The organism is Paenibacillus sp. FJAT-26967, from assembly GCF_001541095.1.
In the GTDB taxonomy this organism is placed as follows: Bacteria; Bacillota; Bacilli; order Paenibacillales; family NBRC-103111; genus Paenibacillus_F.
The window spans coordinates 1,983,790-2,005,009 of sequence record NZ_LMXH01000001.1; the positions used below are offsets into that span (position 1 = coordinate 1,983,790).

A 21,220-nucleotide genomic window follows, 5' to 3' on the forward strand; every position below is an offset into this window, starting at 1 on the left:
ATGGACTTTCGCTCGATTAAGTTAGGCGATATGACTTTGGGAAGTTCGAATGACTTCAGTGAGATAGCTATAGAAGAAATCTCTGAGCAAGATATTGCGATTATCGGTATTTCACTTAAGCTGCCGCTAGCCGAGACTCCAGAGGAATTCTGGCATAATTTGAGAACGGGCCTTGATTGCGTAAGAGGCATTCCTCCTGCGCGGCAGCAGGATGTAGACCGCTATTTGGAGTTCATCGGGCAGAACCCTGATCAGATCACTTATGGAGAAGCGGCTTATCTCGATGAGATCGACAAGTTTGATTACTCTTTCTTTAAGTTGTCCCCCAAAGAGGCAAGCTTGCTAGATCCGAACCAGAGATTGTTCCTGCAAACGGCCTGGAAAGCGATCGAGGATGCGGGATATGGCGGTTCTAAGCTTGAAGGAAGCCGCACGGGAGTTTACTTGGGATTTGGCTCCGATTCGGATTATAAGAAGATGATTCATGAAGTAGAGCCCGAATTCGTTTCACTCTCTATGCCCGGAAATGTGCGTCCGATCATCGCTAGCCGACTGTCTTATTTAATGGACTTGAATGGTCCGAGTATGGTCGTGGATACGACTTGTTCCTCTTCGCTTGTGGCAGTGCATTTGGCCTGCCAGGCCATACGCAATGGAGAGTGCGATTTGGCTTTGGCCGGTGGCATACAAGTTCATCTGATTCCGGTCCGCGATTTTGAGGTAGGAATCGAGTCGTCTACATCCCGTGCAAGGACGTTCGACGATGACTCCGATGGTACAGGAACAGGCGAAGGTGTCGTTGCGATGCTATTAAAGCCCCTGTCAAAAGCTCAAGAGGACCGCGATCACGTCTATGCTGTGATTAAATCCAGCGCGGTCAATCAGGATGGCAGTTCCGTTGGCATTACGGCACCAAATGCAAAAGCACAGGAGGCTGTCATTGTAGAAGCTTGGAAAAGAGCGGGCATTGATCCCAGAACGATATCTTATATAGAAGCACACGGCACGGGGACCAAGCTGGGAGACCCGATTGAAATCGAAGGGATCCAGAGAGCTTTCCGCAGATACACGGACGACAAGCAATTTTGTGCCGTCAGTGCCGTGAAAAGCAATATCGGTCATTTAGATAATACAGCCGGTATAGCCGGGCTGCTAAAAGCGGTCTTGTCTCTTAAGTACAAGGAACTCATCCCTACGCTGCATTTTGAGAAGCCGAACAGTAAAATCGCATTCGAAGAGTCGCCTGTTTATGTGAATAACCGGCTGGAGAAGTGGGAGAGCGAATCGGATCAGCGAAGGTGTGGCGTCAGTTCCTTTGGATTAAGTGGCACGAATTGTCATCTTGTTCTGGAGGAAGCGCCCGCCGCGAACCCGACACAAATTGCCGGAGCGGCCGCAAGGCCTGAGTTGTTCGTACTTTCCGCCAAAACGGAGCCCGCACTGCAAAGCCATATCCATAACTATATAGCGTTTCTGAAAAATCATCCGTCTCTGTCTCTCGGTGATCTTTGTTATACCGCTTGCACAGGACGCGGGCACTATCTTTACCGGGTAGCTTTTGCTGTGGAAGATGTCCGAGAATTGATTCGTGTGCTGGAAGAATGCGCGCAAGCCGGACTGCGAGAACAAACGGATTCTCTTACAAGGAATAACTTTGTCGATCCAGACCCGTTGAATGATAAAGTCAGACGTGTATCGGACGTAAACCGGCTAAGGGAAATGAATGTGACAGCAGAAGCTGAACTGTCGAAGTTTTTGGATTCGGGAAAGCGGAACATAGCTGTCCTTCATGAACTTTGCAGCCTCTACGTTCAAGGGGCGACCATAGAGTGGGACCGGTTGTACAAGCAGGAGAAGAGAAAAAGGATCAGTCTTCCGACTTATCCTTTCGATAAACACCGGTGCTGGCTGGATCTTCCTGAACTTAGGGAAGAAGAGAATGAGCCGGGGACCGATAGCTTGTATCAGCAGGTCTGGTTGAAGCAGCCATTTAATGATCTTATCGCTGCACACAAGCCAGGGTGCTATCTGGTCTTCAATGACCGAAGCGGAATCGGCTCCAGACTGGCGCAGAAGCTAAGAATAGCGGGCTCGCAAGTCTTTGAAGTCGGGCTGGGTGACAGTTATGAGAAGCGCAGCGATTCCTCATTTGTCATCGGGGGGGGACAGGCGGATTACGAACGATTGCTCCGGGACCTTAGCGGCAAACCGATCGACCGGATTGTTCATCTTTTTTCCTTGTCCTCACCGGATGACGGATATTCGCGGAATGACTTGGAGCGCCGTTTGAATCACAGTGTGTACAGTTTGTTTTACCTGGTGCAAGCCTTAGTCAAAATTCGAGCTTCAGAGCAAGTCGACTTAGTGATCATAACGGATCGGGCGGATGAAGTCATTTCGGCGCAGGATACAGTTGTTCCTGAGAATACCGCCTTAATCGGCCTGGGTAAGGTCGTTCGGTGGGAATCTTCAAATCTTAAAGTCCGCTGTATTGATGTCGAGCCCACTGAAAATGCCGCTGATACTATCTGGACAGAACTGCATTGCGATACCAAGGAATACAAAATCGCATATCGCCATGGTGTACGGTATATCGAAAGAATCGATACGCTGAATATGGAAATTGTTGAATCAAGCCCGGTTGCTTTTAAATCCGATGGAGTCTATCTCATTACTGGGGGTTTGGGCGGGATCGGTCTGCATATCGGCAGACATCTGGCGTCGCAGGAGAAGGTTCATCTCGCGATGATAAACCGGACCGGCCTGCCGCATAGGTCTGAGTGGGACGGACTTTTACGAGGCGGCCATAGCAGCGATAAGCAAACCAGAGTCCTGCGCGCAGTCCTGGAAATCGAGCGGATGGGCTCACAGGTGGATATCATTCAAGCGGACGCAGCCAATGAAGCGCAAATGCGGGCTGCCCTCGATTTACTGCGTGAAAAACATGGGCACATCCGAGGTGTCATTCATGCAGCCGGCATCGGTGAAGGGAATCTTCTAGGGAAGCTAACCGAGGATGAATTTAGACAAATCATTGCATCAAAAGTACAGGGTACTTGGCTGTTGGACCGATTGACTGAACAAGATCAGCTGGAGTTTTTCGTTATGTTCTCCTCTGCTATTACTTTAATGGGCGGCATGGGATCCGGGCCTTATACTGCAGGCAATGCCTATTTGGAAGGTTTCGCTTCTTACAGAGCAAGCCAGGGGAAACGGACGCTCGCAATAAGCTGGCCGGCCTGGGACAATACAGGATTGGCTGAGGGGGAATCGGTACAGGAAGAGAAGGAATTGTTCCGTGTTCTTCCCGTAAAGCAGGGAATAAATGCATTCCACCGCTCGTTGAATCATACAATCAAGCACCTGTTCGTCGGTGAACTCAATCATCAAAGCGATCTTTATGCACTCGGGGAACTGCTGCCGTTCAGGCTGGCGCCTGCACTTCAACCGGATGGGAAGACGGCGCCCAAAGCACCGGCAGCGGCAAAATTAAAAGAGAACATCTCGATTCGCCTAAAAGGGAAGGCGGACAGCCAATATACGGAAGCCGAGCAGAAAGTGGCTCAAGCCTGGAAACAGGTGCTTGGTTACGATGAACTGGATGTCCAGGCGAACTTTTTCGAAATCGGCGGAGACTCCATTCTCATTACGAAAGTCCATGCCCTCATCGAAGAACAGTTTCCGGGCAGGACGACGATAGCTGATTTGTTCTCCTATCCGACTATTGCGAAGATAGCGGAGCATCTAAGTTATGCCGCTTTGCCGGAGGCAGGCGCCTTACTCGCTTCGGAAGAGGCATTCAGACAAGAGATGTTGAGAATACTCGATCATCTTGGTAATCAAGAGCTCACCATTGATGAAGCTCTGGACAGATACCACTGCCTGGAGGTGGCGAATGGATAAGATAGCACGATTGATCTTAGAAAGTGTTGCTTCCGGCAAGTTAGATAAAGAAACCGGGGTCGAGCTGTTATGGACAATCAAGCAGCAAGATAAGAAGAATGTAGGGGATATCGCCATCGTCGGTCTTTCCTTGAAAATGCCGGATGCGGACAACCTGGAGCAGTATTGGGATCATATCAGGAATAAGCGTGATTCGATACGGCAATTCCCTGCCGCAAGACAGCAGGACTCGAAGCGGTTTATAACTAACTTCACCGGTTTGCGAGAGGAAGATATTCAATACAGTTACGGCGGCTATCTGAATGAAGTGGACGGGTTCGATTACGGATTCTTCCAGTTATCGCCGAAGGAAGCATCTTTAATGGACCCCAACCAGAGGCTTTTCCTGCAAACTGCCTGGGAAGCTATTGAAGATGCCGGTTATGGCGGGAAGCGGCTCACAGGCAGCAGGACCGGAGTTTATCTGGGATATGCCGACTGGCCGGTTTATGGGCAGTACATCACCAAAAATCAGCCATCGCATGTCGATACGGCCAGTGTAGGGAATACACCTTCCATAATTGCAAGCCGAATCTCGTACCTGCTTGATTTGAAAGGCCCTGCCTTTCTGGTCGATACTGCCTGCTCATCCTCTTTGGTGGCGGTGCATCTGGCCTGCAAGGCTTTGAAAAATGATGAATGCGACTTGGCCATCGCAGGCGGAGTCAAGGTCTGTCTGATGCCGGTCGATGGTGTTTTTGAAATGGGCATCGAATCGTCTAACCACCGGACGAGCACCTTCGATGACAGCTCCGACGGTACGGTGTGGGGAGAGGGTACCGTGGCCCTGCTGCTCAAGCCGTTGGATCAAGCACTGCGGGATCATGATCCGATTCATGCGGTGATTAAAGGCAGTGCGATCAACCAGGACGGGACTTCCGTAGGGATTACGGCTCCCAATGCTGCCTCCCAGGAGAAGCTGTTGATCCAAGCATGGGAAGATGCTGGCATAGATCCGGAAACGATCACTTATATCGAAGCGCATGGAACCGGCACGAGGTTGGGTGACCCGATTGAAGTGGACGGGATTCGCAGAGCTTTTCGACATTATACGGATAAAAAGCAGTTTTGCGCTCTGGGTTCAGTGAAAACGAATGTCGGCCATCTGGACGCAGCTTCCGGTGTCGCCGGTCTCGCTAAAGCTATTGCGGCTTTGAAGAATAAAGAACTGCCCCCGACGATCCACTTCACTAAGCCGAACCGGAACATTCCGTTTGAGCATTCGCCGGTTTATGTGAACGATAGAGCTGAAGAATGGAATACGGACGGATTTCCGAGAAGATGCGGAGTAAGTTCATTTGGCTTCAGCGGGACGAATTGTCATGTGATTCTGGAAGAAGCGCCGGTTATAGAAAGCCGAGCGGGAGCATCAGTCGCCGATGAAGAAATTCTGGCGCTGTCTGCCAAAAGCAAAACTGCCCTTGAAGAGTTAATCCGTATGTATCTGAAAAATCTTCCGGATAACCAAGCAAGCTTATACGATATTTGCTGCACCGCCAATACGGGAAGAGGCCATTATAGCTTCAGACTGGCCATAATAGCCCGGAGCAAAGCAGAGTTGATTGGACAACTTCAAAGGGCCGCCGATGAAGGACTGGAGAAGTGTAATTCGTATGGAATGCCTTATGGAGAGCATCGTCTGATAAACGCGCAGCGGGATGACAAAACGGCCGGTGAGCTTACTGCGGATGAGCTGCGAAGATACACCCGGGAAGCGGGTGATCTGACCTTGCAAATCATCGAGCAGCCTCCCATAAGGGAACAATTAGAACAGTTAGGCAGGTACTATGTGCAGGGCGCGGATGTAAACTGGGAGCTTTTCTACGGCACTGGTATCAGCAAGAAAGCACGCCTCCCGTATTATCCGTTTCAGAATAAGAGGTGTTGGATCGAGTTCGAACAAGATGTTGCTGCAGAAATACTTCCTCTGAGCCCTGCCGGGAGGGAGGACAGTCAGCTTCGAGCACGTGCAGCAAAATCCGCTCCGCAGATCCTTCTTAAAGGAAGGCAGGATGAAGTTTATTCTCCGATGGAGAAGAAACTGGCTCTTGTATGGGGACAGCTGCTGGGAATACAAGAAGTCGATATTTATGATGATTTTTTTGAACTGGGAGGCAATTCGATCTTAGCCATCAAGATGGAGGTTGACTTGGAAGGGGACGGCATTTCGTTCGATTCGAACGATATGTATTTGTACCGCACAATTAATGAAGCTGCAGCACACCTGATGGGTAAGGGGACGCAGCTGGATTCACAAGTTGAAAAGAAGCGGTATCCGGCCACCCCGACGAACGAGTCTGAACTGCTGACCGGCATAAGACGGGATGAGGTTGCTTCTGAACAACTCCCGTCCGCAGTTGAAATTTTGCCGGATATGGAGCCGTTTAATGATATTTTCTACCGTAATTGTCTGTATAACTCTATGTTTCCCGTCGTTCAGCATTTCAACCGGAGCATTCTGCCTTTCTTACTCAACGATATGATTCTATTTACGGGCACGCAAGACGGGGATCAGACACGGTATGCAGTCGAATACGTATCTGTTCATGCTATTGAAGAAGTATTTGCACAACTGATGCTTCAAGTGGATACAAGGTCGGATAACACAGATATCCGCAAAGAAATTATCGCAAGCATATCTCAGGGCAAACCGGTCGTAGTATGGGTGGATTCTTATTACGAATCCATACGCAAGGACGCTTATCTAACGCAGCACTTGGATCACACTTTGCTGGTATACGGTTATAACGAGGAAGAGCGGCTTTTTCATATTATTGAACATGACCGGCGGGAGAACCTGTCGTATAAGAAATGTACGCTCTCCTACGAGGATATGGAGAAAGCTTGTCAAGGTTTTACGGAACATTATCTGCATCAGGATCACAGTGCGACTCACTATGTCTTTGATACGATGATTTCTGAAGAATCAGCCGGTAATGAGTTGTCTGTTAACGCATTGCCAGCCTTATTAAGCCGTTTTGCACAGAACATGCTGTCCAACCGCAATAAGCTGAGTGAGAGTTTGAACGTGCTTAAGCGGTTTAGGGACGACTTTCAGTACTTCATTTCATCTGAGGATTTAATGAAAGAACATATAAATCATCTTGTTGAATTCGTTAATCAGGTTATCAATACAAAACATGTGGAAAACTACCGGTTGTCCTTACTGCTGCAGGATGAAGATGAAGTTTTAGTGCTTCTTGAGCGGCTTTTGAGTAAATGGGATCTCGTCAGAAAAGGAATTGTCAGGTACATGTATCTTCCGGTCTATCAGCTTCAATCGCTCCAAGCAATCTATGAGAAAGTGTGCGAGCTCGCTGAAGATGAAGCCGTATTTACCACACATCTGCTCTCAAAGCTTGAACCATATAGAGAGAAAACCACTGTATAGGAGGAATAATAATGACTATCGAAACCAAAGACGAATTGAAGGAAAGAATCATTAACCTGCTTAAAGAGAATCTGGGTAATGCTGAAGAACTGGATCAACTGGGTCCGGATGATGATTTGTCGGTTCTTGGGGTGAATTCCATGACCTTTATTAAACTCGTGATTGCAACCGAAATGGAGTTTGGCGTGACCTGGAAGGATGAGGATCTCGATTTTCGTAATTTTATGACGGTGAACAATATTATGAACTACATCTCCAGCTCCAGCAACGACTAATCCAATTGAGGAAAGCGGGGAATATTCGCTATGTTAACTAAAGCAGGAAGCGGCGTTTCACTTTTAGATCATGTACAAGATTTGACTCCGGAAATTAAACAATTGACTCTGTTTCCCTCCGAGCTGTGTAATTACCGCTGCAGCTTCTGCCATATTTGGGGCGAAACCGGATGGGCGCTCAAAGAGCCTCAGCGCGCTATTCGTGAACAGCTCGATATTAATGTGCTGAAGAGTTTTCTGGATGATGTAACAGCGGTTAATAAAAATCTCGGTGTTATTATTACGGGCGGAGAACCTATGCTGTACAAGCATTTTACAGAGCTGGTCGAACATCTGCGCAGCAAAAAAGCGAACATCTACCTGTTGACCAACGGCTCGCTGATAAAGAACAAAGTTCAATTTATTATGGAGAATATCGTAGCATTAAACATTTCGATTGACGGTCCGGAGGAATTCCACGATTCTATTCGCGGTAAAGGCAGCTTCAAGACGATCTGTGAAAATATCGACGCATTAATTGAAGAGAAGCGCAAACGCAATAAAATGTTTCCTTTTATCAACATCACGATGGTGCTTTCCAAATACAACTACCGGAGCATTAAAGATTTCATGGGAGCTTTGCGTGAACGCTTTAAAGATGCGAATGTTGTCCTTCATGACTCGAAGAACCCTTGGATGAAACGCAGAGACCTCTCGGTTAACTTCGCGCCGCTGCTGTTCACATCACAGGAAAGAGGAATGAGCTATGCGGCTCAAATGAAAGAAAATCTGGATTGTGACGTATCCCCGGCATGGCAGGGCTTTGTGGAAGAAACAATCGATACCGACTTCGATACGGCGATTTTGAAGAGCGATCTGGAAGAGATCTGGCAGTCGGAGGGAATCGACACTTCCAGTTTTGTGGATATTCATGATTATTACACAGACATTGACAATGTATTTGGCCGCACGAAATGCGTAGCCCCTTGGCACGAAATGGTTATTCGCCGCACGGGCGAAGTCTATCCATGTGTGGACTTCCCGGATTATAAATATGGGAATATTTATGAGAATTCTTTCCAGGAAATGTGGGAAGGCGAACGTGCAGTCAAGTTCAGGAACTACTTAAAAACAAGCAATCTGATGGTATGCAACCGGTGTACCCGGATGTTTGCCGACAAGGAATCGTTCTAAGACGCGGGATGGACGCTAGGAGGAATAGCAATGGTACAGCCAGGTTCTGAAGCTTCTGGAACGAACATCTTGATGCATGAGAAAATATTGCCTCTTACAGCACCGCAAGTATACGGATTTCTGGGACATGCTTATGTTCTTGGCATTCTTCAAAATTACAAGGAATGTAAACCGTGGATCTATAACAATTACATTCAGCTGTATATTTCACAGCACTATATCGATATCAAGGAGTATAGGCTGGACTTTAATCCGGATCTGCTGATTATTTTCGGCAATGTGCCATGGCTGGAATACAACCGGACGGATAAAGGCACATTGGCCCGGTTAGGGGTAGACATTCACGCTTTTCTTAAAGATCACATCGATCGGGGTTTTTACTTTTTCTCTTATGTGAATGACTTTTATATTCCGAATTCAATCAGTTATCAAGAGTATCATTTTACGCATGATATTCTTGTGTACGGCTATAATCTTGATAAACGCACGTACAATATTGCGATTTTCGATGATAACCGGCTATTTTCAATGCGCGAGATCAGTTATGAGGTCTTCGAACAAGCCTACTTCAGTGACACCAGGCAAGATTATATCAGCTTGATGCGCAAAGTCTCCCCGGATGAATACGATAGTTTCAAATATGACATGAAGCTTGGTAAATATGATTTGGATCTGGAGCTCATGGTCGATATGATGGCAGATTATCTGCACGGCGTCAATACGGGGGACAGACTCAAATTCTATTTAAATCCGGAGCCTGGGTTCTACGGCATGAAAGTGTATAAAGCCTTGAATGATTATTTCACTTTGCTGCTCCAGGATCAAATTAATCTGGATGTGCGGCAGATGCATATTTTGTGGGAGCACAAGAAAATGATGATTGCAAGAATCCGGTATTTGCAAGAACTGGGGTATTTGGGCGAGCCGGTTACCTCGTTGGAAGCATTTATCAAGATTGAGAAGGAAGTATTCACACTTCGCAATATGCTGCTGAAATTTTTTGTGAGCCGCAACAAAACTATTATTGAAAATATTATGAAAGCGCTGGCTGGAATTCATGATACGGAAAAAGAAGCCGTACAGGATTTGATTAATCAAATCTGCAAGGAAAACCGTTTGCATCATGCCGCCCGTTCTAATAAATAAGCCGATATATGAATATCCGAATTACATCGTGATAACATAAAAATTCTAAAGAGAGCTTGACTGCCAAAGCGAATTCATGTAAGGTAATGGAAATTATCATATTCAGGAATTGCTTGGACCAAGGTCAACGAGTTCGATCATCGCCGTACAGAGAAGAAACCCATGGGCTGAAAGGTTTCTCGCAGCGAGTGAACTACTTCCCGCCTTGAGAGCTGTAGCGGAGTCAGCATCCGTTACCGGCAGCTGCCGTTATCAGAAGGAGGATCGCCTGCGTTATTAGTTGCGGTCAAATTAGGGTGGTACCACGACACATTCGTCCCTGACGGATGTGTCTTTTTGTTATTTTGCTGCATAAATAAAGGAGGCTGGACCGAATGCGACAAAGTCAATTATTCCTATCCACAATGCGTGAATCGCCTGCCGATGCTGAAGTGATTAGTCATCAGCTCATGTTGCGCGCTGGTTTGATCCGGCAGCTGGCCGCCGGGGTTTATACGTACCTGCCGCTCGGAAGAAGAGTGCTGCAGAAAGTCGAACACATCATAAGAGAAGAAATGGAGCGGGCCGGTGCACAAGAACTGCTGATGCCTGCTATGCAGCCTGCGGAACTGTGGCAAGAGTCGGGGCGTTATTCCGTGTATGGCCCTGAGTTAATACGGCTGCATGACCGGCATGAACGAGAGTTTGCACTAGGTCCTACACACGAGGAAGTCATCACTTCTCTGGTTAGAGAGGAGATTAACTCTTATCGCAGGCTGCCAGTTACGCTGTATCAAATTCAAACGAAATTTCGTGATGAACGGCGACCTCGCTTCGGCTTGCTGCGGAGCCGGGAGTTCCTGATGAAAGATGCTTATTCCTTCGATACCGACTGGGATGGTCTAGATCAATCCTACTGGAATATGTATCGTGCGTATAAGCGGATATTCGCCCGCTGTGGTCTTAATTTCCGTGCGGTCGAGGCGGATTCCGGTGCAATAGGGGGCGAAGGCGAAACCCATGAGTTCATGGCACTGGCTGAAATTGGCGAGGACGCAATCGCAGCTTGCAGCCAGTGTGACTATGCTGCGAATCTTGAGAAAGCACAGGCGGGCGTGCCAGCGTTCATAGAAGCAGACCAGCGGGCGGATGCCGGCATAGCAGAGAAGTTTCACACGCCAGGTCTTCGTACGATTGCTCAACTTGTTCAAGCTCTGCATATCGATCCTGCTGCGATCATCAAAACGCTTATTTTTATTGCGGACAATAAAGCCGTTGCCGTAGCGGTTAGAGGTGATCATGACATCAATGAAATTAAGGTTAAGAATTATTTGGGTATCGAGAGCCTGACACTAGCCGATCCGGCAGCAGTAGCAAGATTAACCGGAGCAGCTCCAGGTTCTATCGGACCTCTTGGTTTAACGGTACCGGTCTTGATTGATGAGGAAGTCGCCCGTATGACGGATGGGATAGCCGGAGCCAACGAACAGGACTACCACTACAGGCATGTTTATCCTGCGAGAGATTTCGAACTTAAGCACGTAGGGGACTTCCGCAATATAGTCGAAGGTGATTCGTGCCCACGGTGTGAAGAAGGGAGGCTGAATATTTACAAGGGAATCGAGATCGGTCATGTGTTTAAGCTGGGAACGAAATACAGCGCAAGATTAGGGGCCTCTTTCTTAAATGCGGACGGGCAAGTACAGACGATGGTAATGGGATGCTACGGCATTGGAGTTTCACGGATACTCTCTGCGGTGATTGAACAGAATCATGATGAGCATGGAATCATATGGCCAGCTGCCTTAGCTCCTTATCGCGTCCATTTAATTCCGGTTTCTGTTAAAAGCGACTTTCAAATGCAGGCGGCGATGGATCTGTACAGCGAGCTTCTTGCTCAAGGGATTGAAGTGCTGATCGACGATAGGGATGAACGTCCGGGCGTGAAATTCAAAGACTCCGATTTATTGGGTCTGCCTGTAAGAATCATAATCGGTAGGGATGCCGAGCAGGGTATGGTGGAAGTAGTTGAACGGAAGAGTAATAAGAAGGAGCTCATTTATAAGGACGAGGTGTTAAAAAGGGTAAGAGAGTTTGTAGAAAAAAGCGTCGTGTGAGAAGTTCCGCCAAATCGTAAATGATATGAAAATGAGTAAGCCGACCTGCAGTATACAGGTCGGCTTGGTTATTCGTGTAGCTAACCTAATATGGACGTAGGCAGCCGAGTGAGGGGATAAAGACCTAACCGAGCAATTTTAAGCCTAACACACAGCAGATTACACCTGCCATACAAAATAATCGAAGAGGACTTGTGGACTCCCTGTAGAGGAGTATCCCAACGATTGCCGCACCGACCGTACCGATTCCTGTCCATACCGCATAGGCGGTAGACAAGTCAATGGATTTCATAGCCTCCGACAGTAAAGTGAAGCTGACAATGAATCCGCCGATCAGGATCAGATTATTGGACAGGTTATTGGTCTCCGACACACGCTTAATCCCAATCACTCCGATAATTTCCATCATTCCGGCAAAAATTAATAAACCCCATGCCATCAGCTGTTCTCCTTTCTGCCGCTCGTTTGTTTCAACAGGATGATAAATACCAGCAGGAGCAAAATGATTCCGACTTTCAAGGGACGGATGTAACCTTCCATCATGGCTTCCATAATGACCAGACCTACCGTTCCAATGCCGGTAAACACTCCGTATACAGTGCCGATCGGTATAATTTTGACGGCCCGGATCAATAAATCAAAGCTGAGTAATAAAGCGGCAAGAACAAGGATGGAAGGAACATAATCGTACTTTAAGCTGGACGCCCATACAATTTCCAGTGCTCCGGCTACAAGCACATAGGTCCAGCCCCGCCGGTTACTGATAGGCGGCTTTTCCTGTTTTTTCACGGGTACAGCAGCCAGCGGTACCTCCAGTGTATGCTGCATTCCGGACAAGTTATCTACTTGTACGGGTTTATTTGTCGTCTTGTCATTATTTTTTTTACTAGGGAACAGGAGATAAGACAAATCGATAACACCATGAATAATAAGAACCGTCTTCCATACCTGGCTCATTTTGTTGACCGGATCATTCAAATAAATGTCAACTCCCCGATTCCAAAAATGTCTGGATAGATGATCCACATAAGAACCTTCGGTTAAGTCAGAGGCAGGCACCACCCCAATGACGAATATAAGCAGCACATGTGCTAAGGCAAAGATTATCAAATGGTAAATGAAACTGAATCCGACTCTTCGTGACTTAACTGCTTCCATCAGCCGATATCTCCTTCCTCTGTAAACTGGAGATAATAATCCACAATTTTATCTACATAAGCCATCATTTCTACATCCATTCCATAGAGCCGAGGCTGTTCTCCCGCAGCAGGTCGCATCGACTCCCAGTACTTTTCGGTTAACGCCTCATCACCCTGGAATAACTGATCCGACAGGCTCAGAATTTCCTTAGCAAGCTCTTGCGATCGGGCAGAGTTCTCCGGCTCATGGACAAGCTCCCGGATTTTCTTGAGGAGCCGGGTCCATTCTTGAATCAGGGGATCATTGAGATCATCAGAAGGGAGTTTGGCGATCTCCTCGGGAGTAAAGAACTGAGTGCGCCATTTATTTTTATTCTCGGGCTCTATAGTCTGGATTTCCTTAATAAAATGAAGCATTTCCTCGAGCCGGACTTCGTCATTCACTTCTATGGAGTACAGAGAGCCCTGCAATAGCTGTTCGATTCGAAAAAGCCTGCGCTGCTCATCCCGAAGCGAGCTGATTTGAGAAATTATCGCTTCTTTCCAGACATCCTCTCTGGTTTCGCTCTTCGAATTCCGGTTATTCTGATCGAGGATGTTCTTTATGGCTGACAATGAGAAACCCATTTCTTTTAAAACGAATATCTCCTGTAGTTTCAAAATATCAGTGCTGTCATAGATCCGATAACCGGTATCGGATTGTCTGGCCGGTTGAAGCAAGCCCACCCGGTCATAATAATGAAGCGTTCTAATGGTAACACCTGTTTTGGCTGACAGTTCGCCTACAAGGTACATCTGTTCTTTCCTCCTCAGCAAGCTTTCATTTCTCTCTCTAGATTAAAGCCTCCCCTATAGGGGAGGGTCAAGGTATTTTTTTATTAGGCGCAATACAGTGGAATTTGGCCGCATTGTGTATCTGGTCGCGTGACTCTGGAGACTCCACTGGAATCGGAATCCGGAAGCCGCTGTACTTAATCATTTGCGTATGGCATTGCAAAAACCCGGCAAGACCGATTGGTCTTGACCGGGTTAGACTGGTTACCAGTAAATTATTGAAGGGTATACGGCAGTTTAAACGTCCATAGCTCTGTTCCGTTCTGCGGAGAAGTGCTGCCTACGCCAAAATCATTATCGTTGACAATGACAAGCTTATCGCCGTCAACCAGAGATAATCCTTCTACTTTCTCATATGGATATTTAAAAGCGACCAGATCCAGGATGGTCTGTTTGGCTGGAGGGAGGATATGATGTTCTTCCAAATCCTGAACGGTCATTTGCTCCAGAGTTTTTCCAGCTTTGCTGTCGTCATATTTTCCAAGGATATTCGTTGCATTCGAGAGATTTATGGAAAAAATACTTTTCAGCTCTGATTTATCGCCTGCGTTTTTATCGCGCTCGTCAATGAGGAGTGTGTTCTCATTCACGACTACAAGGTCGGAGATCACAATGTCGGCTTGCTTTAAACCCTTATAGGATTTGGCATCCTCCGTCATATAAAAGAATTCTGCCACGGGTTCCAGCGTAGTCAGATCAAACTTGATGAGGCGCAGCTGCCGTGAGTTATCGGTTTCCTTGCCGGGGCTGCGGAGCGGGCTCTGCATCGCCATGAACATGTACTTGCCATCTGGTGTAATTCCGACCGCTTCCGCGCCGCGGTTCTGGCGAAGCTTATTGTAGACCGCTGGCAGCGTTTCACGTGCCGGTACCAGCGGGGCCTCTACCTGAGCCGCCCAGCCCTTCGGTACGATACGTTCAATCACTGTGCCGTCACGTTTCACATGGACTAGGGACGGGCCATACTCATCGGAAAGCCAGAAGGTATCGTCCTTCGGATTGTAAGCGATACCTTCGATATCAAGACCATAGGGATCGTAGGCAAGCTCTTCCTTTAGAACGGCATCATAAGGGACTTCGTCCCTCCCTTTGATGTTCGGAAGACCGGTAATGCCTGCATGGCCCGTTACTGGATTTTTACCGTTCACCTTCAGCGGTATCTCTTCAAGGATGTTGACTTGTCCGTCTTTCACTTCAATTTTGTAGATCGTGGGTGTATAGCCGACCAGCGGAAAAGTTCGTACAGTCGTTCCATTCACTTCAATTTCACCGTTTGGGCCGCGGTCTGCGGTTGAATAGAAGATGTTATCCGGATCGCCGGGCAGATGAGTGAGAGAGGAGCCGATGCCCATCTTGATTCCTTCTGCCAAATCGGGTGCCGCAAGCGTATATTTGCCGGTAAGCTCAGGCTTGTCTGTCAGCGAGACGCGGCTGCGGAACGGGTCCCAATCCACGTACTTGCCCAGTGCTTCGCTAAGCGCTCTTACCGGCAAGAACAGGTGCCCGTCAATGTTGACCCCAGGAGTGGAGGGGGATACTGTTTCACCGTTATTCGTGTACGTGATTGTATCGGCAGTCGTTCCAGTCACACCCGCCGCAAAGACATTCGCCGTTCCTCCCACAAGCGTTAGTGCTGCTGAAGCGGTAATAAGCCATTTTTTCATCATCCTGTCTGCTTCCCCTCTTTGGTAAATTCTAATCCTATGTATGTTCCTATCCATGACTATATCAAGGGTTTGTTAACGTTAAGTAAGAGGCTTGAGAAGATTATGTAAAGATTAGGAGGCATCCGTTTAAGGTTAGATGAGGGACAAAAAAAAGTAAGCCTTAAAGGCTTACTTGTAGGTATCCGCTTGTCCAATATATCCACGTAAGCGGATTATTTGAAGTAATATTGCAAATTACTGATGGACAGCTGCGGACCGCCTATGGAGATTGTATAAGTACCACTTGGCAGGTTAGGTATGGATGCATATATAGTTCCGGTGCCGCCATAGCTTCCAAATGCTCGTGAGTAGACAACTTGACTGTTCTGGTTGGTTACCCATAGATCTGCCGTTGATCCCTGGAAAGATGCGGTGATCACCAGTTCTCCCTGGCCGCTGATCTGAGAGTTGCTAACTGCAGAAGCGGAGGTGATCGGAAGTATAGCAAATAGGGCCAGGCAAATAAATAAAATCCCGAGTGTTCTTCTTTTCATCCATCTCATCCTTTATTGGTTATTTTGTGGAGCAAAGCGCTTTCGATAGAAGCTGGCAAAACCACCTCCTCACAAGCCGGTGTAAAAGAAATGTATCTTTTAAATAGTCCTATGAATCGTGCCGCCCATTCTATAAATTTACATTTATACCATCATATTATAGGTTTCTTCGCTATTCTTCTATGATGAATAGCAACGATTATTTATATAAATCAATGTTTTCAGATTTTTTTCATTATATCTGCACGATCGTATTTCCCGTGTCATGTTAAAAAGTTTTAGGCTTCACTTGTACTCAGAAGTCAGGGCTTCTACGTTCTCGGGCTTCTGAGTACCCGGGTTATTTTTTCACAATGATATACTGTCGTTCCTTCCACTCAAATTCATCTCCCAGCACAAAAGTATTCAGATCCAGCTTGAGATCAAGTGATCTCTGCGCGGTTCTGAGAATCTGTCCGATCCATATGCCCAGCCGGCATAGAGTTCTACAAACCCTCCTGACCCGAGATTGCTGTCGATATAAGAGAAAAGCTCTGATAAGCATTTTCTGCCGGTGAGATAGGCAGCGGGTGAGAACTCGCGGGACTGATTGCTGATACAAAAAGACCCTCCGTCAGGGTCGATCTGGTAGACAAACGGATGCTGAAAATAAGCAGATGTATCCTGGTGGTGTAACGGCCCGCTCACATAGAGTCCGGCTGCATCTTCTTCCGTTTCATATACATCGGTCTCTTCTTCATACAAATGTGACAGGTCCACAATGGAATGAATAGGGGTAACGTCCATTTGAGGCGGACATAATTTGAGGGCATCTTGGAGCTTCATCGTCGTTTTCTTCATTCCAAAGGAGCCGGTAGGGAGTTCTTGGTCAGCAGCGATATAGTAGTAAAGTGTCATAAGATATCGGGACCTCCATCATATTTAAGTTTGATATTCAAAAGTTCTCTATATTCGTACCATTATCCTGTCCACTTCACGAAGAAGTTGTTCGTGTCTTACATGAAAGACAACGAGCTGCTGCGGATTACCGTACCTACGCTTCTGCTTACCGGAGATCAGGAGGTCCAGTATGATGCGGGGGATGCCGTGTTCCGTGCGCGAACCGTCATACCGGATATTGATGCGCAGATCGTGCCTAATGCGGGTCACGGACTTCCGCTGGAACAACCCGAAGAGGTGAACGGGCGAATTATTGCTTTTCTGGGACAACAAAAAGATGACCCTTATGAATAAGGATCATCTGATAGAGTGCAGGGCTGGATGGAATTCATCTATCAATCAGCTATGTTCCCGGACATTTTAAGTCTTTTAGCGATTAGTTTAAAATCTTCCGCAGAAATGCCCGGGGCAAACTCTTCCTCTACAGCAGGAGCTTCTGGAATCGGGAATCCTTTAGGGGAACCCTGGATAACTTCAAGCTCAAGGCCGTCTTCCGGATGAGTTCCTTTCCAGATCTGGTCGATGGCCGTAAAATCATTTTCACTCCATGTATATAATTTGGTATGCACGCCTTTTTCCTCATATTTCCGCGCTTCATTAAAAGATTTGTTGCTTAGTGAAGGAATTGGAACCAGCTTGGTGACATCTACACCTGTTGCAATTTCCAGCGCTTTGGCATATGCAACGACGTGAACACCGCCACGGACAAGCAGGAATCCGACAACCGTGCGTGCAGCCGGATGGTCGGTCATTTCATATACTTTCATTTTATGAGTTCGGGCACCACATTCTAAGAAGAAATTATGCAGCAAATCTTCTACTAGATTGCCGCTGTTAAAAACATTCGCGCCCGTCCACGGGTTCCCCATTGAATCGTAAGGCATCGCTCCTTGTGCACCCGCAAGAAAGTGATAGGATAAGCGCGCGTCTTTAGCAGAGCCTAGCGGTGTTTTATCCGGTTCTTTATAATCTGTCGAACCTCTTAAGCATTTGTTAATGGCATGGGAAACCAATTCGACATGGCCCAGCTCTTCTGCAGTGATACTCATAACCAAATCGTAAAAAGGCTTTAGTTTTTCTTTGGAACGAAAGTTAAAAGATTGGTATAAGTAATTATTTAACGTCGACATTTCACCGAATTTGCCTCCGAGCAGTTCTTGAATGGCTGCTGCCGCATTCGGATCCGGCTTCTCAACGTCAGGAATCTCTATCATTATTTCGTTCATTCTTCTAAACATCGTTTCAGCCTCCTATTAGTTAAGTAACACTTACACTTTTAACCTCTTAATTTTTAATTCAAACAAGTCGGGATCATTCACTTCCGTAAACATGTATTTCAACCCTCCGATTTATACGGTACTATGAATACGGGAGTTTTTTTAAAAGGAGACTTGTTATAGTGGAAGCCTTAGGTGTCAAGTTCTATGAATTTGGAGATCCTTGCGAAGTGTTACAAGTGGAAGCTGAAAAACTGCAGCAGCCGAGGAATGGTGAGGTTCTTGTCCGCATGACCGCACGTCCTATCAATCCCTCCGACTTGCTGCCCGTGCGGGGAGCCTATTCTCATCGGATCTCGCTGCCAGGTGTTCCCGGCTACGAAGGAGTGGGTGTGGTGACTGAGGTGGGTCCATCCGTACCGCAGCATCTTCTTGGGAAGCGGGTGCTCCCTATACGCGGAGAAGGAACCTGGAAGCAATTCGTAAGAACCTCAGCGGATTTTGCAGTTCCTATACCTGACTCTATGGAGGATGAGACCGCAGCCCAGCTATACATCAATCCTATAACCGCATGGCTTATTTGTACGGAAGTACTGGCACTTAAACCCCATGACACCTTGTTGGTCAATGCTTGCGGGTCCTCAATCGGCCGTATCTTTGCCCAGTTATCCAAGGTTCTCGGTTTTAAGCTGATTGCTGTAACTAGAAATAATGCCTATACGGAAGAATTGCTTGAACTCGGCGCCGAGTGTGTGGTGGATACATCCGAAACTCCTCTATATGGCGCAGTTATGGAGCTAACCTATGGCCGCGGAGTTCATGCTGCGATAGATTCAATTGGAGGGGCGGACGGTACCGGCTTAGCATTGTGCGTACAGCCGCATGGCAGCTTAGTCACGATCGGGCTGCTATCCGGGGTTTCGGTTAATTGGGCTGAAATCTCCAAGCAAGCGCAGGTGCATGTCCGGATGTTTCATCTGAGGCATTGGAATGAGCGAGTGTCTGTATCTGCATGGCAAGCAACCTTTAACCATTTGATAACGCTTATTCAACCTAACAAAATAAAGTTGAGGCCGCCTGCCGCACGGTACAGCTTAGTGGAGGTACAAGAAGCTGTGCGAATTGCAGGAGCTCACTTAAGTAATCAAGGGAAGATTTTTTTGATCTGAGTTATCCCTTTCACCTCTAGAGTTTTAGAACCATTAATTCCTCATCCCAATATTGCCCGTTGAATTTTAAGGCATTTTGTTCTATGCCATAAACCTCAAATCCCAAGGACTTATACAGCTTCTTGGCGGAGTCGTTGTCAGATACAACGGTTAAGTTAATTTGTTCCAAGCCATCGTGTTCTTTTGATTTGCTGATTAGCTCAAGCAAAAGCGATTTACCTAACCCTTTTCCTCTCATTTCAGGAGCTGTATACATCCCGTAAACATTTCCTTTATGAATAGTTTTAGGGCTGCTTTCGCGCATAAAAGTCACCATGCCAACTAATGAACCATTATCATCAAAAGCTCCAAGTACAAATTTATCTGTAGTCGGCTTTATTCGTGCGGCTATAGTGTCTTGTGAAAACTTCACTTCCCTTTCATACGTTGACCCGAATGCTTCCGGGTTGATTGTTAACGATTTCAATCGTAATTCTTGATACCGTTCAGCGTCTGCTTCTTGTAATAGACGTATATACATGCCTTCTACCTCCGTATAATTATTTGTGATAGCATACAAGATCCTTACACAAAACTCCTTAGTACAGAAAATTATTTCAATTTAAACGCTACACAAAATAGCAAGTAAAACATAGTGAAGAAGGGATTTGAAATAAATATGGGATTTACTTCCTGCCTGCAGATTTTCCCAACCCCAGACATGAATAAGACAGCTGAATTTTATGTACAGTTGGGATTTAGGGCCGTCTATTATCTCGATTCCGCTGAACCCCACGTATGTCTATATAAAGATCTGATCGAGATTGTTCTGACCCAATCCAAGGTGGAAACCTATCTTCCGAATAGAGAAATTCATGGTTATGGGTATGATGCATATTTTATATCCGACACACAAGAAAAGATAGAACAGGAACTAATCCGGCTCGGCGTCAAAATTGTTCGTCCTTTAGGTGTAACAGACTACAATAATCATGAATTTGTATTTGAAGATGTGGATGGGCGATGGATTGCAGTGGGCACAAAGCTTTGAAATAAAGGCTATGTTAAACTTTGTTGTTCATATTTGATAATTACGAACGAGCGTTCTGTAATAAGGGCAATACAACTGTTCGGAGATGATTTGCCCATGGATTTAAAGGAACTGAAAAAGCTTGCTTTTCTTTGAGGAAATGTGCAGAGCAGTTAAACGATGAAGTCACGCATGTCACCTTGTTTACTGGCGGCATAAGATTCTTTCCGCTCTGAAGCAGATTCCAACCGAAGCATTTCAAGATATTGTTGAAATGGACGAGACCTACTTTCTTTACTCGGAAAAAGGCAAGCGGATTATTGCCGTTTAGCTCCTATGCGAATTCAAAAGGCATGACTCATTACCGATTCAAGTCCGACTGAAAACAACGTGTGAAAGCCGTCTACCATATCCAAAACGTAAACAGCTACCACAGCCGCTTGAAGAAATGGATGGATCGCTTCAATGGTGTTGCAACAAAGTATTTGCAGAATTACTTGGCGTGGTTTCGTTACTTAGACAGCAAGGAATATGAGAATACCGCATCGAATAAGAAAAATATGTTGGTCAAATCATGCCTGTATACTGTGACCAACACGAACACCAAACTTCGGCTTTCTGCTTATTCTTGTTAAGCTAACGGGCAGTTATGCGTAACTTCCAGGGAATGTAAACATCTAAATAACGTAA

17 protein-coding genes and 1 pseudogene are annotated in these 21,220 nt (G+C 46.6%); 10 read left to right on the forward strand and 8 right to left on the reverse strand.

The annotated features are described in order from the left end of the window. The 6 genes from AR333_RS08855 (at position 1) to AR333_RS08880 (ending at position 12,023) form a co-directional block, all read left to right on the forward strand. Complete coding sequence (locus AR333_RS08855) at positions 1-3,903, forward strand: type I polyketide synthase (RefSeq protein WP_068774891.1); 3,903 nt, start codon at positions 1-3, stop codon at positions 3,901-3,903. Further along, complete coding sequence (locus AR333_RS08860) at positions 3,896-7,333, forward strand: beta-ketoacyl synthase N-terminal-like domain-containing protein (RefSeq protein ID WP_068774892.1); 3,438 nt, start codon at positions 3,896-3,898, stop codon at positions 7,331-7,333. Before AR333_RS08855 ends, AR333_RS08860 begins: the two co-directional genes overlap by 8 nt. An 11-nt stretch (positions 7,334-7,344) precedes the next feature. After that, positions 7,345-7,608: an acyl carrier protein gene (locus AR333_RS08865; protein ID WP_068774893.1), complete on the forward strand. Its 264-nt coding sequence runs from the start codon at positions 7,345-7,347 to the stop codon at positions 7,606-7,608. A 30-nt stretch (positions 7,609-7,638) separates the two neighbouring features. Then, entirely contained in the window at positions 7,639-8,781 is a 1,143-nt protein-coding gene (locus tag AR333_RS08870; protein ID WP_068774894.1) for a radical SAM protein, read from the forward strand. A 30-nt stretch (positions 8,782-8,811) separates the two neighbouring features. Then, complete coding sequence (locus AR333_RS08875) at positions 8,812-9,927, forward strand: hypothetical protein (protein ID WP_068774895.1); 1,116 nt, start codon at positions 8,812-8,814, stop codon at positions 9,925-9,927. Positions 9,928-10,301: 374 nt separating this feature from the next. Next, the gene (locus AR333_RS08880; RefSeq protein ID WP_068774896.1) at positions 10,302-12,023 is read left to right on the forward strand and encodes a proline--tRNA ligase; all 1,722 of its coding nucleotides are present in this window, start codon (positions 10,302-10,304) and stop codon (positions 12,021-12,023) included. Between the two features lie 124 nt (positions 12,024-12,147). Here the strand turns inward: AR333_RS08880 and AR333_RS08885 are convergent, their stop codons facing one another. The 6 genes from AR333_RS08885 to AR333_RS08910 all read right to left on the reverse strand — a co-directional run bounded on the left by AR333_RS08885 (position 12,148) and on the right by AR333_RS08910 (position 17,093). Beyond that, a complete protein-coding gene (locus AR333_RS08885; protein WP_068774897.1) occupies positions 12,148-12,462 on the reverse strand; it encodes a multidrug efflux SMR transporter in 315 nt (104 codons plus the stop codon). Further along, positions 12,462-13,181, reverse strand: a complete 720-nt coding sequence (locus AR333_RS25340; protein WP_253735752.1) for a multidrug efflux SMR transporter — start codon at positions 13,179-13,181, stop codon at positions 12,462-12,464. Before AR333_RS25340 ends, AR333_RS08885 begins: the two co-directional genes overlap by 1 nt. Further along, positions 13,181-13,957 carry a MerR family transcriptional regulator gene (locus tag AR333_RS08895; RefSeq protein ID WP_068774898.1) on the reverse strand — a complete coding sequence of 259 codons (777 nt, stop codon included), beginning with the start codon at positions 13,955-13,957 and terminating at the stop codon, positions 13,181-13,183. The genes AR333_RS25340 and AR333_RS08895 overlap by 1 nt, the downstream gene beginning before the upstream one ends. 254 nt (positions 13,958-14,211) lie before the next feature. Further along, a complete protein-coding gene (locus tag AR333_RS08900) occupies positions 14,212-15,663 on the reverse strand; it encodes an esterase-like activity of phytase family protein (RefSeq protein WP_068774899.1) in 1,452 nt (483 codons plus the stop codon). Positions 15,664-15,875: 212 nt separating this feature from the next. Continuing rightward, positions 15,876-16,196, reverse strand: coding sequence for a hypothetical protein (locus AR333_RS08905; protein ID WP_068774900.1), 321 nt, complete (start codon positions 16,194-16,196; stop codon positions 15,876-15,878). A 405-nt stretch (positions 16,197-16,601) separates the two neighbouring features. After that, entirely contained in the window at positions 16,602-17,093 is a 492-nt protein-coding gene (locus AR333_RS08910) for a hypothetical protein (RefSeq protein WP_068774901.1), read from the reverse strand. 93 nt (positions 17,094-17,186) lie between these two features. Between AR333_RS08910 and AR333_RS08915 the strand changes: the two genes are divergently transcribed. After that, positions 17,187-17,429, forward strand: a complete 243-nt coding sequence (locus tag AR333_RS08915) for an alpha/beta fold hydrolase (RefSeq protein ID WP_068774902.1) — start codon at positions 17,187-17,189, stop codon at positions 17,427-17,429. A 41-nt stretch (positions 17,430-17,470) separates the two neighbouring features. Here AR333_RS08915 and AR333_RS08920 read toward each other — a convergent pair whose 3' ends face one another. After that, positions 17,471-18,373 (reverse strand): manganese catalase family protein, encoded by a 903-nt coding sequence (locus AR333_RS08920; protein WP_068774903.1) that lies wholly within the window; start codon positions 18,371-18,373, stop codon positions 17,471-17,473. A gap of 161 nt (positions 18,374-18,534) precedes the next feature. On the opposite strand from AR333_RS08920, the gene AR333_RS08925 reads away from it, so the two are divergent. Beyond that, positions 18,535-19,521 (forward strand): zinc-dependent alcohol dehydrogenase family protein, encoded by a 987-nt coding sequence (locus AR333_RS08925; protein ID WP_068774904.1) that lies wholly within the window; start codon positions 18,535-18,537, stop codon positions 19,519-19,521. Positions 19,522-19,537: 16 nt separating this feature from the next. On the opposite strand, the gene AR333_RS08930 is transcribed toward AR333_RS08925, so the two are convergent. Continuing rightward, positions 19,538-20,041 (reverse strand): GNAT family N-acetyltransferase, encoded by a 504-nt coding sequence (locus tag AR333_RS08930; RefSeq protein WP_068774905.1) that lies wholly within the window; start codon positions 20,039-20,041, stop codon positions 19,538-19,540. A 132-nt stretch (positions 20,042-20,173) separates the two neighbouring features. On the opposite strand from AR333_RS08930, the gene AR333_RS08935 reads away from it, so the two are divergent. After that, positions 20,174-20,551: a VOC family protein gene (locus tag AR333_RS08935; protein WP_084783585.1), complete on the forward strand. Its 378-nt coding sequence runs from the start codon at positions 20,174-20,176 to the stop codon at positions 20,549-20,551. 125 nt (positions 20,552-20,676) lie between these two features. Beyond that, positions 20,677-21,165: pseudogene (locus tag AR333_RS25345) on the forward strand (hypothetical protein); the annotation flags it as partial. Positions 21,166-21,220: the final 55 nt, after the last annotated feature.

Bases quoted from the DNA above. Each gene is read 5' to 3' on its own strand.
- AR333_RS08880 (WP_068774896.1), top strand. From the start codon at position 10,302: ATGCGACAAAGTCAATTATTCCTATCCACAATGCGTGAATCGCCTGCC.
- AR333_RS08900 (WP_068774899.1), bottom strand. From the start codon at position 15,663: ATGATGAAAAAATGGCTTATTACCGCTTCAGCAGCACTAACGCTTGTG.
- AR333_RS08895 (WP_068774898.1), bottom strand. From the start codon at position 13,957: ATGTACCTTGTAGGCGAACTGTCAGCCAAAACAGGTGTTACCATTAGA.
- AR333_RS08920 (WP_068774903.1), bottom strand. From the start codon at position 18,373: ATGTTTAGAAGAATGAACGAAATAATGATAGAGATTCCTGACGTTGAG.
- AR333_RS08885 (WP_068774897.1), bottom strand. From the start codon at position 12,462: ATGGCATGGGGTTTATTAATTTTTGCCGGAATGATGGAAATTATCGGA.
- AR333_RS08930 (WP_068774905.1), bottom strand. From the start codon at position 20,041: ATGTATATACGTCTATTACAAGAAGCAGACGCTGAACGGTATCAAGAA.
- AR333_RS08855 (WP_068774891.1), top strand. From the start codon at position 1: ATGGACTTTCGCTCGATTAAGTTAGGCGATATGACTTTGGGAAGTTCG.
- AR333_RS08875 (WP_068774895.1), top strand. From the start codon at position 8,812: ATGGTACAGCCAGGTTCTGAAGCTTCTGGAACGAACATCTTGATGCAT.
- AR333_RS08870 (WP_068774894.1), top strand. From the start codon at position 7,639: ATGTTAACTAAAGCAGGAAGCGGCGTTTCACTTTTAGATCATGTACAA.
- AR333_RS08865 (WP_068774893.1), top strand. From the start codon at position 7,345: ATGACTATCGAAACCAAAGACGAATTGAAGGAAAGAATCATTAACCTG.
- AR333_RS08910 (WP_068774901.1), bottom strand. From the start codon at position 17,093: ATGACACTTTACTACTATATCGCTGCTGACCAAGAACTCCCTACCGGC.
- AR333_RS25340 (WP_253735752.1), bottom strand. From the start codon at position 13,181: ATGGAAGCAGTTAAGTCACGAAGAGTCGGATTCAGTTTCATTTACCAT.
- AR333_RS08905 (WP_068774900.1), bottom strand. From the start codon at position 16,196: ATGAAAAGAAGAACACTCGGGATTTTATTTATTTGCCTGGCCCTATTT.
- AR333_RS08860 (WP_068774892.1), top strand. From the start codon at position 3,896: ATGGATAAGATAGCACGATTGATCTTAGAAAGTGTTGCTTCCGGCAAG.